Here is a 12,474-nt window from a genome sequence, read left to right on the forward strand (position 1 = left end):
CGACGAACGTTTGGGCAGCGCTCGCAGCAAAAGCGCCTTCATGAAAGCGGCTTTCCCGGAGCCGCTTTTTTGTTGTCTGTTCGTCGGCAGACATGAAAAACCCGGCCAGTGCGGCCGGGTCTGGTAGGCTTTGGCTTATACCGGGATCAGTGGGTGTTCGGCCGTCCGTTGGCGCCGAATGTCTCCCGAACGCTTTCCCGGGCCGCGCCCTGAACGTTGGAAGCGACTTCGGCGACCTTCTGATAGGTGTCGGCCGCCACGCGTTCGCCTTCATCCAGGACATCGGATGTCTTGCGCGCCAGCGTGTCTCGCGCCTTGTCGCCGACATTGCCGACCGTCTCGCCTTCGATTTTCGTATGCGGCAGGGCTGCGCCGATCGCCGCGCCGATCGCAAAAGCCAGCGCGCCGCCGACCAGCGGCTGGTCGCGGAACTGGCGGGTCAGCATGTCGCTCATGCGCGCCGTCTGATCCTGCAGCCCGTGATAGGTGGCGTTGGAGCCGTTTCTGATCGACGAACCCAGGTCGGACACGCGTTGGCGGGTTTCGCGCCAGGCGCCGGCGGTCCAGCCGGACGCTTCGTCGAGCAGGCGGCCGGCCTCGTCGCGGATATCCGAGATCTGCTGGCCGGCGGTGTCGGCAAAACCGCGATAGGTCTTGCCGGTTTCATCGACGAAATGACCTGCCCGGCGACCCGTGGCGTCGGTCAGCGCGCGGAAACGTTGGCCGGCGTCGTCGGTGAAATGGCTGTAGCTGGAGCCGTTTTCTTCGAAGGCGGGACCGACGCGGCGCACCGAACCGGTGATCGGCGCAAGCGGATAGAAGGCTTCGTCGATGCTGTCGTCATGGGCTCGCGCGCCGTCTCGCTCAGAGGAGGCGGGCATCGCCTGATTCGCCATCATCCATGCCAGGCTCACGCCCATAAGCGCCACCGGCATGGGATTGCTTTTCACGGAGCGGCCGAGATTGGAAACGAATTCGGCGCTGCCGCTCGTCTTCATATAGCCCAGCACTTCGTCGATCATCTGTCCGGGCGACAGGCGCTCCTGGATGGCGTCGAGCTTTTCTTCGATTCGACGGCGGTCGCCGTCGATGTCACGTTCGATGTCTGCGGGGTCGCGGTCTGATAGAGCCATCAGAGTCTCTCCTTCACGATCTTGGCGTCGCGCTGAAGCGACGATGAGGTGCGGTCGAGCGAAAGGTCCGAGCCGCGCAGCGTATTGAGGCCGCTCGCCATCAGTCGCCAGGCGACAAGCGCCACCACGACGCCGACGATGACGGCCGACAGGGAATTGGCGTTCGGTTCGGTCATGCCCTGCGCAACGAAGAAGGCGCCGAGGCCGGTGACCAGCGCCGAAAGCAGCACGCCGACGGCGCCGATCGCAAAGACCGCGCCGATCGCCAGCATTTCGACCCCGCCCATGGCGTGCGAAATCTTTTCTGAGGTCTCCGCCTTAGCGAGCGCTATTTCCTTCCTGAAAAGGCTGGAAATATCGCTGACAAGGCCAGACACGAGTTCGGTCAGCGGTCGATTGTCAGTATTGGACATTGGCGCGGTCTCCCGGGAATGGCGTGCTGGCGACGGTGGTGTCGGCGAGCGCGGCGGAATTGTCGCGTCGGTCGAGACCAGGGGTCGGCATGTGTGACTGGCTCTGGGTTTCCCGGTCGCGCCGTCGAGCGGAGGCGGTCACGAAGCGGCTGGCAGCCAGGCCGGCGACCGCGGCGATACCAAGAAAGGCCAGTGGCTGCCGGCGGCCGTAATCCTCGGCCATCGCAGCGATTTCACCCATGTCGCGGCCTTCGATGTCGGATGCGAAGCTGCGGATGCTGGAGCCGATGTCGCCGGCATAACGGCCCATGGCGGCGCCGTCGCCGTTCTGCATGTCCCGGCCGGTGCGCTCGAGCGCGTCGCCGAGGCTCGACAATTGCTGGGCCAGAAAGTTTTTCTGTTCGTTGGCTGCTTCGGCGGCCTTGTCGGTCGCCTCATCGATCTTGGAGGCGGCGGCTTCGCGAACGGCGCCGAGATCTTCCGTCGCCTGGCGCTTGATGTCGCCCAGGCTGGGGGCGGATGCGGCGTCGGACGGTTTTGCCTGCTCGCCGACCAGGGAGCCCTGGCCGGTTTGCTGCCGCGACGCGGGGTCGCGGGTCATGTCGTTCTCGCTCATGGATCTCTCCCGGATACAGTCGACCCGTCCTGATTGACGGGCGCTGGTCTGTAACTTGCGGAAGAGGCTGTAAGTTCCTGCCGTCAGCTCAAGCTGTGTTGTTCAGCCTGCGTTTCGCTCGCGAAGGCTCTTTTCGATACGCCTCAGGCCGAGAGACAAGCCGATGGTCAGCACCAGATAAATATAGGCGACGATCGAATAGGTTTCGAAGAAGCGGAACGAGCCGGAGGCGTAGACCTTGCCCATCTGGGTGATGTCGGCGACGCCGAGCACGGAGACGAGCGAGGAATCCTTGACCATGGCCACGAAATCGTTGGAGAGCGGCGGAAAGATAACCTTCAGCGCCTGGGGAAAGATCACCAGCCGGAAGCGCTGGCTGCGCGACAGGCCGAGCGCCTTGGCGGCCTCGATCTGGCCCTTGTCCACCGATTGGATGCCGGCGCGGAAGATCTCGGCGATGAAGGCGGAATAGGCGATCATCAGGGCGATGATCGCGCGCCACATCAGCGAAACGTCGCGCACCATCATCGGCTCGATCAGACCGGCGCTCGTCAGCGGCGCGGTCAACCAGTTCCAGGCGGCAACAAAGCCCGGCGCGCCGACGAATGCGATGTAGAACAACAGCACCAGCACCGGCACGCCGCGGATGAGCTCGATATAGAAGCGGGATATCTGCCGGAGCGCCTTGGAATCGGACAGACCGAGCAGCGCCACGCCGAGGCCGAGCAGCGTGGCCAGCGTAAAGCCCGCCAGCGTCACGAAGATCGTGATGCCCAGTCCCTTGGAGACGGTGGTGAAGACTTGCGCATAGAGATCATTGGCGACGATCACGCCACCAATGCCAACGCCAATGAAGGCGAGCGCGACCAACCACCATGGGAAATCGGTCGCGCCCGCCTGTTCGTTCGTGGGGGCTGCCGCCATCGGGGATGACTTACTGGCCCATCTTGTAGTCGAGGAACCACTTCTTGTTGAGCGCGTCCATCGTACCGTCGGCCTTCATCGCGGCGATCGCGGCGTTGACCGGGGCGACGAGATCGGAGCCCTTGGGGAAGATGAAGCCGAAATCCTCGGTGCCGAGCGGTTCGCCGACGATCTTCAGGGCGCCGTTGGAGGCGTCGACATAGCCCTTGCCGGCGGTGCTGTCGGTGAGCACGAGATCGACGTCGCCGGCTTTCAGGGCCTGAACGGTGGCGCCGAAGGTTTCGAACAGCTTGATGCGCGGGTTCTGCTCGTTGCCGTCAAGCACTTCGTAGACGGCGGTGTAGAACGGGCTGGTGCCCGGCTGTGCGCCGACGAGGCCGCTTTCCAGCGTCTTGAAGCTCTTGGCGTCGGTGAAGCGGGTTTCGTCGCCGCGCACCAGCATCAGCTGCTGCGAGCGCATATAGGGTTCGGAGAAGTCCACCTTCTGCTTGCGGTCTTCCTTGATGGTGATGCCGGTCATGCCGACATTGTACTGGCCGTCCGACACGGCCTGGATCATCGCATCCCAGGAGGTGTTCTGATATTCGACCTTGAAGTTCAGGCGCTTGGCGATCTCGTCCATGGCGTCATATTCCCAGCCGATCTGCTTGCCGGTCTTGGGGTCGACGAATTGCAGCGGCGGATAGGCGTTTTCGGTGACCACGATCACCTTGCGGCCGCCGAGATCGGGCAGTTCAGCCGCGTGCGAGGCAAACGGGGCGGCGATCAGGGCGGCAAGACCGATAAGGAAACTGCGACGCAGCGTCATGGGAAACTCCGAAATTTGTGGCGGCAAACCCTGTCACAAAAGAGCCATTCTTGGCAAGGAGACGTTAGCTCTCAGTAAAGCCCATCGGCAAGAAAGTCGTCGAGATAGGCGTCGAGGCTTCTTGGCCCGGAAAGCGCCTGCCGCATCCAGGCCTTGCGCTCATGTTCGAGGACGATCGCCTCCCAGACGCAGGCCGCGAAGGGGCCATCCACCCGGGCGAAATCCAGTGGATGGGCGCTCGTCGACCGCGACAGAATCCGGCAGCCGATGCCGCTTTCGATCCACCAGTCGAACAGCAGCCAGTTGTTGGCCGAGGCCTCGCCGTTATGCAGGATCACCGAGCCGACGCCGAAATGCGGCGTCGCGTCCATCTCGGCCTGCAGCGTTCGGCAATAGGCTTTGGCCGCTTCGACGATGTCGGGACGGGCTGCGTAAGGCGGGTCGTTGACATGAGCGCTGATCAGCGTCAGCTTGAAGCGTTTGTCCGCGAGCGAAAAAACGCCCGCAGATCGGAAGCGCCGCTCCGCGTAGACAGGCTCACGCGACAGCGGCAACGCTTCGGTCATGTCGAAGCGGGGCCGGTCAGGCGGGTGATATGGCCCATCTTGCGGCCCGGCCTTGGTTCGGTCTTGCCATAGAGATGGATATAGACGCTCTTCTGGCGCGCCCACTCTTCCACGCCATGGATGTCGTCGCCGATCAGGTTCTGCATCACGCAATCGCTGTGACGGGCGGGGTCGCCGAGCGGCAGGCCGGCGACGGCGCGGATATGCTGCTCGAATTGCGAGATGACGCAGGCCGCTTCCGTCCAGTGTCCGGAATTGTGCACGCGCGGCGCAATCTCGTTGGCGATCAGCGCGCCGCCCTGGCCGACGAAGAATTCGATGCCGATGACGCCGACATACTCAAGGCCCGCCAGCAGCCGTTCGGCGGCGTCGCGCACCTGGGCTGCGACATGGGCGTCGATGGCGGCGGGCAAAGTGGATGTGTGCAGGATGCCGTTGCGATGGACATTCTCCGCCGGGTCGAAACAGACGACGACGCCTTCAGCATCGCGGGCGGCGATCACCGAAATCTCGCGTTCGAAAGCGATGAAGCTTTCCAGGATCAGGGTCGCGCCGCCGAGCCTGTCGAAGGCGCCCTCAGGGCTGTCGCCTGGGCGAAAAAGGATCTGGCCCTTGCCGTCATAACCCAGCCGGCGCGTCTTGAGCACGCCTTTGCCGCCGAATTCCGCCAAAGCGGTTTCGAGATCGGCCTGGCTGTTGACTGCGCGGAAATCAGCGGTGGGGATGCCGACGGAATTGAGATAGCGCTTTTCGGTCAGCCGGTCCTGGGCGACTTCGAGCGCGAACGGCGGCGGATAGACCGGGACGCTGTCGGCCAGCCGCCGTGCGGCGCCGACCGGCACATTCTCGAATTCGTAGGTAACGACGTCGCAGCGCGCGGCAAGCTCAGCCAGCGCGGCCTCGTCGTCATAGGCGGCGACGATCTGGCCATTGGCGAGCTGCGCCGCCGGGCAATCGGGCGTGGGCTCGAGAATGAGGGTGCGGAAATTCAGCCGGCTCGCGGCCATGGCCAGCATGCGGCCCAACTGGCCGCCGCCGATGATGCCGATCGTCTTCGCGCTCATCTCAGAGATCCACCGGATGTTCCGCCACCGAGGCGCTTTGCTCTTCGCGCCAGGTGTCGAGCCTGTCGGCCAGGTCGTCGTCATAAAGCGCCAGCACGGCCGCGGCGAGAAGGGCTGCGTTGACCGCGCCCGCGCGGCCGATCGCCAGCGTTCCCACGGGAATGCCGGCCGGCATCTGCACGATCGACAACAGGCTATCCTGTCCCGAAAGCGCCTTGGATTGCACCGGCACGCCGAAGACCGGCAGCGGCGTCATGGCCGCGGCCATGCCGGGCAGATGCGCCGCGCCGCCGGCGCCGGCGATGATGACCTTGAAGCCTTCGTCGCGGGCGGTCTTGGCGAAATTCACCAGTCGGTCCGGCGTGCGATGGGCGGAGATGATTCGCGCTTCATAGGGAATTTCGAGCGCATCGAGCGTGTCGGCGGCGTTTTTCATGGTCTCCCAGTCGGACTGGCTTCCCATGATGATGGCGACGGGCGGCTTGGAGAGCGTCATGAACGGGCTTTCGTCAGGCGATGATGTCGGGGATGATCTGGTCTTCGACTTGGCTGAGCTTGTCCTTGATCGCCAGCTTCTTCTTCTTCATGCGCTGGATCCGAAGCGCGTCGCAGCCGGTTGCGATCATCGCGTTGATCGCCACGTCGTAATCCTCGTGCTCCTGCCGCAGTCTCGCCGCATTCAATCTAAGCTCAGCCTGCTCCTGATCGGCCATTCGGTCCCGTCCCCATTCTCTTTGTCTTCGGCGGCAAGCGCCTGTAGTCCTGCCACTTGGCAGATTTCGCTCCTAACACGAATCATCCGCTAACGGGAAGTTTTCCTTTCCGATGAAATGGGCTTCGACAAACGGGGTGTTACGTGGCAGACTCCTCGTGTTGCAGCCTGAAACATCCGGCGGAGGATGGCCGGGTGTGGGCCGAACCAAAAGGAAACTGCCCATGACTATAGAAGCTCATATTCAGACGCTCGAAAAAAAGCATGGAGCCCTTGAAGCCGAACTGCATTCCGCAATGCTGCATCCCGCCACAGGCGACACGACCATCAGCAAGATCAAGAGAGAGAAGCTGAAAATCAAGGACGAGATCGAACGGCTGCGTAAACAGACACGTCACTGATCCGACCATCCCCCCAAACTCAAAAGGGTCGCCTTCCCGTTTCCGCAAGTCCGTATTCGCGTCAATTCGGGAGCCGCGCAAGGCGGCCCATTCCAGGACAGGTCACGCCTGCGCCACGGCGCTCAGATCAAGTGGACCAGAACTGATCCAGCCAGAAGCCGATTTTCTGAAAGCCCTGCGGGTTGATCGCATAGATCCGCTTCGTGCCCTGGCTCTCCACAGTCACCATGTGACAATCCAGCAAAGCCTTGAGATGCTGCGACACCGCCGGTCGGCTGACCGGCAGCAGCGCCGCCAATTCATTGACAGTACGCGGCGCTCTCCGCAATTCCTCCAGGAGGAAGCGGCGATTGGAATCTGAAATTGCTGCGAAAGGATCTGCGCTCATTGGCGAAAAGCTAAGCCAGACTTCGAGCGCTCACAAGTCTTTTTTGTGCATCGCATTTAAAATTTCTGCATTGCATTCAAAGGTTAGCGAGAGCGGACAGCACGGCGGCGGCGCCGTCGTAGCACAGCTTTGTTCCCGCGAGCACCAGCATGCCGTACATGAAGGGATAGAAGACCTCGACGCGCATCCGCCGGACGATCGCGCCGCCCGCAAGCGTCGCCAGAGGCGCGATCGGAAACAGGCTGGCTGAAATGGCCAGATTGGTGAAATCCAGCTGGCCCAGCGCCTGGTAGGGCGCGAGTTTGATCACGTTCACGATGGCGAAGAAGCGCACCGCGGCGCCGGTATAATCGCGCGGCGGCAGCTTCAGCGGCAGGCCGTAGACCTGAAACGGCGCGCCGCCGGCATGGGCGACGAAACTACCATAGCCCGACAGAGCGCCCCAAACGCCGGCGCGCCGCCAGTCATGCGCACGAGGCGGCGTCTCCTCGCGCCGACGCGGGCCATAGCGGTTGATGAAGAAGCGCGCGGCGAAGGTGACCGCGATCACGCCGATGATCAGCCGCATGACATAGGAGGGTACGATCGCCCAGGTCGCCCAGCCGATGGCGATGCCCACCAGCGCGCCGGGCAGCATGATCTTCACCAGACCCGGCGCATTGTGCTTGCGCCAGATCCACAGCGACGCGCCGTCCATGACGATCAGGATCGGCAAGAGGATGGCGGCGGCCTGGGCTGGCGGCACGGCCATGGACAGGATCGGCACGCCCAATAGGCCGAGCGCATCGCCCAACCCGCCTTTGCTCAGCCCCACCAGCAGAACGGCGGGAATGGCAATGAAATAGAAGCTGGCATCCATGGGCATGTTGATCGTTTTCATTCCCGGGGTTATGGCAGAAGCCGAGGCTCTCGGCCGCGTCGCGCCGCAAAAGAGCAGAACGAGAACAGGAAGTCCATGTCGACCGTCGAAAACCGCTGCCGCCTCGTCTTGATCGCGCCTGAAATCGCCGACCCGCAGGAGGCTGCGGGTGTGATGGCCGATGCGCTCAAGGGTGGCGACGTCGCCTCCGTGATCATTCCGCAATATGGGCTGGATGACGGCGCGTTTCAGAAACTCGCCGAAGCCGTGGTTGAGGTGGTGCAGGACGCCGGCGCCGCCGCGCTGATCGCCGGCGACAGCCGCGTCGCCGGTCGCGTCAAGGCGGATGGGCTGCATATCGAGGGCAACCCGGAGGCGCTGGCCGAGGCGATCGAGAAACACGCGCCGAAGATGATCGTCGGCGGCGGCAACGCCCAGGATCGCCACAAGGCGCTGGAGATCGGCGAGGCGCAGCCGGATTACATCTTCTTCGGCAAGGCGGCTGGCGACATCAAGCCGGAAGCGCATCCCAAGAATGTCGCGCTCGGCGAATGGTGGTCCTCCATGGTCGAGATCCCCTGCATCGTCATGGGCGGGACCGATCCGGCGTCCGTGCTGGCGATCGCCGAGAGCGGCGCGGAATTCGCCGCGCTTCGGCTGGCGGTGTTCGGCGAACCCGGCCGCGCTGCGCAGGTCGTGCAGGAAGTGAATGCGCTTCTTGACGAAAAAGCGCCACGCTTTCAGGGTTGAACGGTTCGCATGACAGCGACGAGATCTTTTCTGGCGGGACTTCTGGGACTGGCGGCGCTCTGCGCCATGGCCGGAGGCGCCGGGGCTGCCTCTTCCGACGTGATGAAGCGCATGCTGGGCGGCGGCGAGGAAAGCCGCGCCATCAAGCGCGACCGTCTTGCGCCAACCGGCAATGCAGAGGCCTTGCCGACGCTGACCTCGCCGCAGAATAACGACGTCGCTCCCTCGGGCGGCTTGAACCTGCTCGCGCGCATGGGCGCCTCCCTTCCCGATCTGCCGCCCGAAAAGCCGTTTCAGGGCAAGGTCGACGAAGCCTATGGCGCCTATCAGCGCGGCTATTATCTCGAAGCCATGGATCTCGCGCTCCCCAAGGCGCAGAAGGGCGAGCCGGCGGCGCAGACGCTGGTCGCCGAACTGCTCGACAATGGTTTCGGCGTGCGGCGCAATCGCCAGGACGCGGTGTTCTGGTACGAGCAGGCCGCAAAAGCCGGCGATCCCAACGCCCAGTTCAAATACGCCTTGATGCTGATGAACGGCGATCTCGTGGCTCGCGACAAGAAAAAGGCCGACGAGTTCATGTGGAAGGCGGCCCGCGGCGGCAATGCGCAGGCGCAGTTCAACGTCGCCCAACTGCTCGTCGCCGCCAAGCCGGGGCCGGAAGGGCTCAACGACGCTTTGCCCTGGTACGAGAAAGCCGCCGCCAAGGCGGTGCCCGACGCCGAATATGCGCTGGCGCAGCTCTATATGAGCCTGCCGGTCGACGCCGAAAAGAAGGCTGAAGCCCGCGACTGGCTGCTGAAGGCGGCGAAATCCGGATTCGACACCGCTCTCTACGACCTCGCCGTCTGGAACATCAACGGCGTCGGCGGTCCGCGCGATTATGAGATCGGCTTTCAGTGGATGAAGCGCGCCGCCAATCGCGGCCATGTTCTGGCGCAGAACAAGCTCGCCCATCTCTATGTCAACGCCATCGGCACGCGGCCCGACCCGGTCGAGGCGGCAAAATGGTATGTGTTGTCGCGGCGGGCGGGGCTCGCCGATCTCGATCTCGAGGACTTCTTCCTCGGCATCGAGGACGAGCAGCAGAAGGAAGCCATTCACCGCGCCAACCAGTTTCGCCCTCGCTGACGGCGGCCCGCGCCTCTTAACCTTGACGATGGCGCGCGGGAGCCATGCGCCACAAGAGACTTGAAAAAAGCCGGGTTTTGTGGTCTTGAGGCCGCCAATCTCATCGGCGCGCCCCTGAGCCGCAGCCGATTGCTCGTTGCACGGCCCCGTCTGCGGGGCCGCTTCACTTTGAAGGAACTCCCCCATGGCCCGTTCGGCGCTCTTGAATGTGATGGTCCAGGCCGCTCTGAAGGCCGGCAAGTCCCTCTCCCGCGATTTCGGCGAGGTGCAGAACCTCCAGGTGTCGCTGAAGGGCCCCGGCAATTATGTGAGCCAGGCCGATCGCAAGGCCGAGAAGATCGTTCGCGAGGAACTGCTCAAGGCGCGTCCGACTTACGGCTTCCTCGGCGAAGAGAGCGAAGAAATCAAGGGCACCGACGGCTCGCATCGCTGGATCGTCGATCCGCTCGACGGCACCACCAACTTCCTGCACGGCATCCCGCAATTCGCGGTGTCGATCGGGCTGGAGCGCAGCGGCGAAATGGTCGCCGGCGTCATCTACAATCCGGCCAGCGACGAGCTTTTCACCGCCGAACGCGGCGGCGGCGCCTATGTCAATGATCGTCGCCTGCGCGTCTCGGCCCGCAAGAGCCTGTCGGATTCCGTCATCGGCTGCGGCATGCCGCATCTCGGCCATGGCATGCATGGCCGCTATCTCATCCAGCTTCGCCATGTCATGGGCGAAGCCGCCGGCCTGCGCAGCCTGGGCGCGGCGTCTCTGGACCTTGCTTTCGTGGCTGCCGGCCGCATGGACGGCTTCTGGGAAGAGGGCCTGTCTCCCTGGGATATGGCGGCGGGCATCGTGCTCATCCGTGAAGCCGGCGGCTTCACCTCCGACATGAATGGCGACACGGATATTTTCGGCAGCGGCACGATCGTCGCCGGCAACGAGCATATCCATAAGGCGCTGCGCGACGTGGCGAACCGCCCCGTGCCGAAGGCCTAACCTGATCATCTGTCATAAATGATTGCACGCGCCGTGATCCCGGCCTAGACTTCGCGTCGAAGTTTGGGAGGATTTCATGGATTGCGACGTCTTGGTGATCGGCGGCGGGCTTGCGGGTCTCGTTTCAGCCGTTGAGGCCGCCGACCGGGGGCTCAAGGTCATCGTCCTCGATCAGGAGGGCGAACAGAATTTGGGCGGCCAGGCCTTCTGGTCGCTCGGGGGCCTGTTTTTCATCGATAGTCTCGAGCAGCGTCGCATGCGCATCCGCGACACGTTCGAACTGGCGCGGCAGGACTGGTTCGGTTCCGCCGGTTTCGACCGTCCCGAAGATCTCTGGCCGCGGCTCTGGGCGGAAGCCTATCTCGATTTCGCAAGCGGTGAAAAGCGCGCCTGGCTTTATCAGCAGGGCATGCGCTGGTTTCCCGTCGTCGGCTGGGCCGAGCGCGGCGGATCGCTCGCCGATGGCCACGGCAATTCGGTTCCGCGCTTTCACGTCACCTGGGGCACCGGCCCCGGTGTGCTCGCCCCCTTCATCCGTCGCGCTCGCGAGCAGGAAAAGACAGGGCGTCTCACGTTTCGCTTTCGCCATCAAGTCGATGGCCTCGTCGTCGCCAATGGCGCGGTCACGGGCGCGCGCGGCAGCGTGCTGGCGGACGATCCCGTGCTCCGAGGCCAAAGAAGCAGCCGCGACATCGTCGGCGATTTCGAGATCTCGGCAGGCGCAACGATCGTCGCCTCGGGCGGCATCGGCGGCAACCACGATCTCGTTCGGCGCAACTGGCCGGTCGAACGGCTGGGTCAGCCGCCGCGCTTCATGGTTTCAGGCGTGCCCGCCCATGTCGATGGCCGCATGATCGATATCGCCCAGGGGGCAGGGGCTGACGTCATCAATCCCGACCGGATGTGGCATTACACCGAAGGCCTGCGCAACTGGGATCCGATCTGGCCCAATCACGGCATCCGCATCCTGCCGGGGCCGTCGTCACTGTGGTTCGACGCGCTCGGCCGGCGTTTTCCTGCTCCGTACATGCCCGGCTTCGATACGCTCGGCACGCTGAAGGCGATTCTCGCCACCGGGCATGACCATTCCTGGTTCATCCTCACCAAAGCGATCATCAAGAAGGAATTCGCGCTGTCGGGCAGCGAGCAGAATCCCGATCTCACCGGCAAGGATATCCCGCTCTTGCTGAAGCGGCTCGGCAAGGAGCCGCCCGGACCGGTGCAGGCCTTCATGGACAAGGGCGCGGATTTCGTGGTGCGCAACACTCTTGAGGATCTCGTCGCCGGCATGAACGCGCTCACGGAAGAGCCGCTGCTCAATGCGGCGCAGATCCGCCAGCAGATCGAGGCCCGCGACCGTGAAATCGACAACCGGTTCAACAAGGATGCGCAGGTGACCGCCATTCGCGGCGCGCGCGCCTATCTCGGCGACAAACTCATGCGGACGGCGAAGCCGCATCGCATTCTCGACCCCGCAGCAGGTCCCTTGATCGCGGTGAAGCTCAATATCCTTACCCGCAAGACGCTGGGCGGGCTGCACACGGATCTCAAGGCCCGGGCGCTCGACGCCGAGGGCCGGGACATCCCGGGCCTCTATGCGGTGGGCGAGGCCGCCGGTTTCGGCGGCGGCGGCATGCATGGCTATAATGCGCTCGAAGGCACATTCCTCGGCGGCTGCCTGTTTTCAGGCCGGGTCGCCGGCCGAAGCGTCGGGGCGTAGAGCCCCG

Annotated in this window: 16 protein-coding genes; 5 read left to right on the forward strand and 11 right to left on the reverse strand. The window is 63.9% G+C overall.

Annotated features, from left to right (window positions below):
- Window positions 1-146: 146 nt before the first annotated feature.
- From E8Q41_RS19410 to E8Q41_RS19450, 9 genes are all read right to left on the reverse strand, one after another.
- On the reverse strand, window positions 147-1,133 hold the full coding sequence (locus tag E8Q41_RS19410) for a DUF3618 domain-containing protein (protein ID WP_137157201.1): 987 nt from the start codon (window positions 1,131-1,133) through the stop codon (window positions 147-149).
- A complete protein-coding gene (locus E8Q41_RS19415) occupies window positions 1,133-1,546 on the reverse strand; it encodes a phage holin family protein (protein WP_137157202.1) in 414 nt (137 codons plus the stop codon). Before E8Q41_RS19415 ends, E8Q41_RS19410 begins: the two co-directional genes overlap by 1 nt.
- Window positions 1,533-2,162, reverse strand: coding sequence for a nutrient deprivation-induced protein (locus tag E8Q41_RS19420; RefSeq protein WP_137157203.1), 630 nt, complete (start codon window positions 2,160-2,162; stop codon window positions 1,533-1,535). Before E8Q41_RS19420 ends, E8Q41_RS19415 begins: the two co-directional genes overlap by 14 nt.
- Window positions 2,163-2,264: 102 nt before the next feature.
- On the reverse strand, window positions 2,265-3,086 hold the full coding sequence (locus tag E8Q41_RS19425; protein ID WP_137157204.1) for an amino acid ABC transporter permease: 822 nt from the start codon (window positions 3,084-3,086) through the stop codon (window positions 2,265-2,267).
- A 10-nt stretch (window positions 3,087-3,096) separates the two neighbouring features.
- On the reverse strand, window positions 3,097-3,894 hold the full coding sequence (locus tag E8Q41_RS19430) for a basic amino acid ABC transporter substrate-binding protein (protein ID WP_137157205.1): 798 nt from the start codon (window positions 3,892-3,894) through the stop codon (window positions 3,097-3,099).
- A gap of 71 nt (window positions 3,895-3,965) precedes the next feature.
- Window positions 3,966-4,460: a hypothetical protein gene (locus E8Q41_RS19435; RefSeq protein ID WP_137157206.1), complete on the reverse strand. Its 495-nt coding sequence runs from the start codon at window positions 4,458-4,460 to the stop codon at window positions 3,966-3,968.
- Window positions 4,457-5,524 carry a 5-(carboxyamino)imidazole ribonucleotide synthase gene (locus tag E8Q41_RS19440; protein WP_170976540.1) on the reverse strand — a complete coding sequence of 356 codons (1,068 nt, stop codon included), beginning with the start codon at window positions 5,522-5,524 and terminating at the stop codon, window positions 4,457-4,459. The genes E8Q41_RS19435 and E8Q41_RS19440 overlap by 4 nt, the downstream gene beginning before the upstream one ends.
- 1 nt (window position 5,525) lies before the next feature.
- On the reverse strand, window positions 5,526-6,020 hold the full coding sequence (gene purE / locus E8Q41_RS19445) for a 5-(carboxyamino)imidazole ribonucleotide mutase (protein ID WP_137157208.1): 495 nt from the start codon (window positions 6,018-6,020) through the stop codon (window positions 5,526-5,528).
- A gap of 13 nt (window positions 6,021-6,033) precedes the next feature.
- Window positions 6,034-6,237 carry a DUF465 domain-containing protein gene (locus E8Q41_RS19450; RefSeq protein WP_137157209.1) on the reverse strand — a complete coding sequence of 68 codons (204 nt, stop codon included), beginning with the start codon at window positions 6,235-6,237 and terminating at the stop codon, window positions 6,034-6,036.
- Between the two features lie 223 nt (window positions 6,238-6,460).
- Between E8Q41_RS19450 and E8Q41_RS19455 the strand changes: the two genes are divergently transcribed.
- Window positions 6,461-6,637 carry a DUF465 domain-containing protein gene (locus E8Q41_RS19455; RefSeq protein ID WP_137157210.1) on the forward strand — a complete coding sequence of 59 codons (177 nt, stop codon included), beginning with the start codon at window positions 6,461-6,463 and terminating at the stop codon, window positions 6,635-6,637.
- 127 nt (window positions 6,638-6,764) lie between these two features.
- Here the strand turns inward: E8Q41_RS19455 and E8Q41_RS19460 are convergent, their stop codons facing one another.
- The gene (locus tag E8Q41_RS19460; protein WP_137157211.1) at window positions 6,765-7,025 is read right to left on the reverse strand and encodes a metalloregulator ArsR/SmtB family transcription factor; all 261 of its coding nucleotides are present in this window, start codon (window positions 7,023-7,025) and stop codon (window positions 6,765-6,767) included.
- Between the two features lie 76 nt (window positions 7,026-7,101).
- Window positions 7,102-7,890, reverse strand: a complete 789-nt coding sequence (locus E8Q41_RS19465) for a sulfite exporter TauE/SafE family protein (protein ID WP_137157212.1) — start codon at window positions 7,888-7,890, stop codon at window positions 7,102-7,104.
- Between the two features lie 90 nt (window positions 7,891-7,980).
- On the opposite strand from E8Q41_RS19465, the gene E8Q41_RS19470 reads away from it, so the two are divergent.
- The 4 genes from E8Q41_RS19470 to E8Q41_RS19485 all read left to right on the forward strand — a co-directional run bounded on the left by E8Q41_RS19470 (window position 7,981) and on the right by E8Q41_RS19485 (window position 12,467).
- Window positions 7,981-8,634: a thiamine phosphate synthase gene (locus E8Q41_RS19470; RefSeq protein WP_137157213.1), complete on the forward strand. Its 654-nt coding sequence runs from the start codon at window positions 7,981-7,983 to the stop codon at window positions 8,632-8,634.
- Window positions 8,635-8,643: 9 nt separating this feature from the next.
- Window positions 8,644-9,762 carry a tetratricopeptide repeat protein gene (locus E8Q41_RS19475; protein WP_246660249.1) on the forward strand — a complete coding sequence of 373 codons (1,119 nt, stop codon included), beginning with the start codon at window positions 8,644-8,646 and terminating at the stop codon, window positions 9,760-9,762.
- Between the two features lie 184 nt (window positions 9,763-9,946).
- Window positions 9,947-10,747, forward strand: coding sequence for an inositol monophosphatase family protein (locus E8Q41_RS19480; protein ID WP_137157214.1), 801 nt, complete (start codon window positions 9,947-9,949; stop codon window positions 10,745-10,747).
- Window positions 10,748-10,823: 76 nt separating this feature from the next.
- Window positions 10,824-12,467: an FAD-binding dehydrogenase gene (locus E8Q41_RS19485; RefSeq protein ID WP_137157215.1), complete on the forward strand. Its 1,644-nt coding sequence runs from the start codon at window positions 10,824-10,826 to the stop codon at window positions 12,465-12,467.
- Window positions 12,468-12,474: the final 7 nt, after the last annotated feature.

The sequence above is a fragment of the Rhizobium sp. FKL33 genome, assembly GCF_005222915.1.
GTDB lineage: Bacteria > Pseudomonadota > Alphaproteobacteria > Rhizobiales > Rhizobiaceae > Rhizobium_E.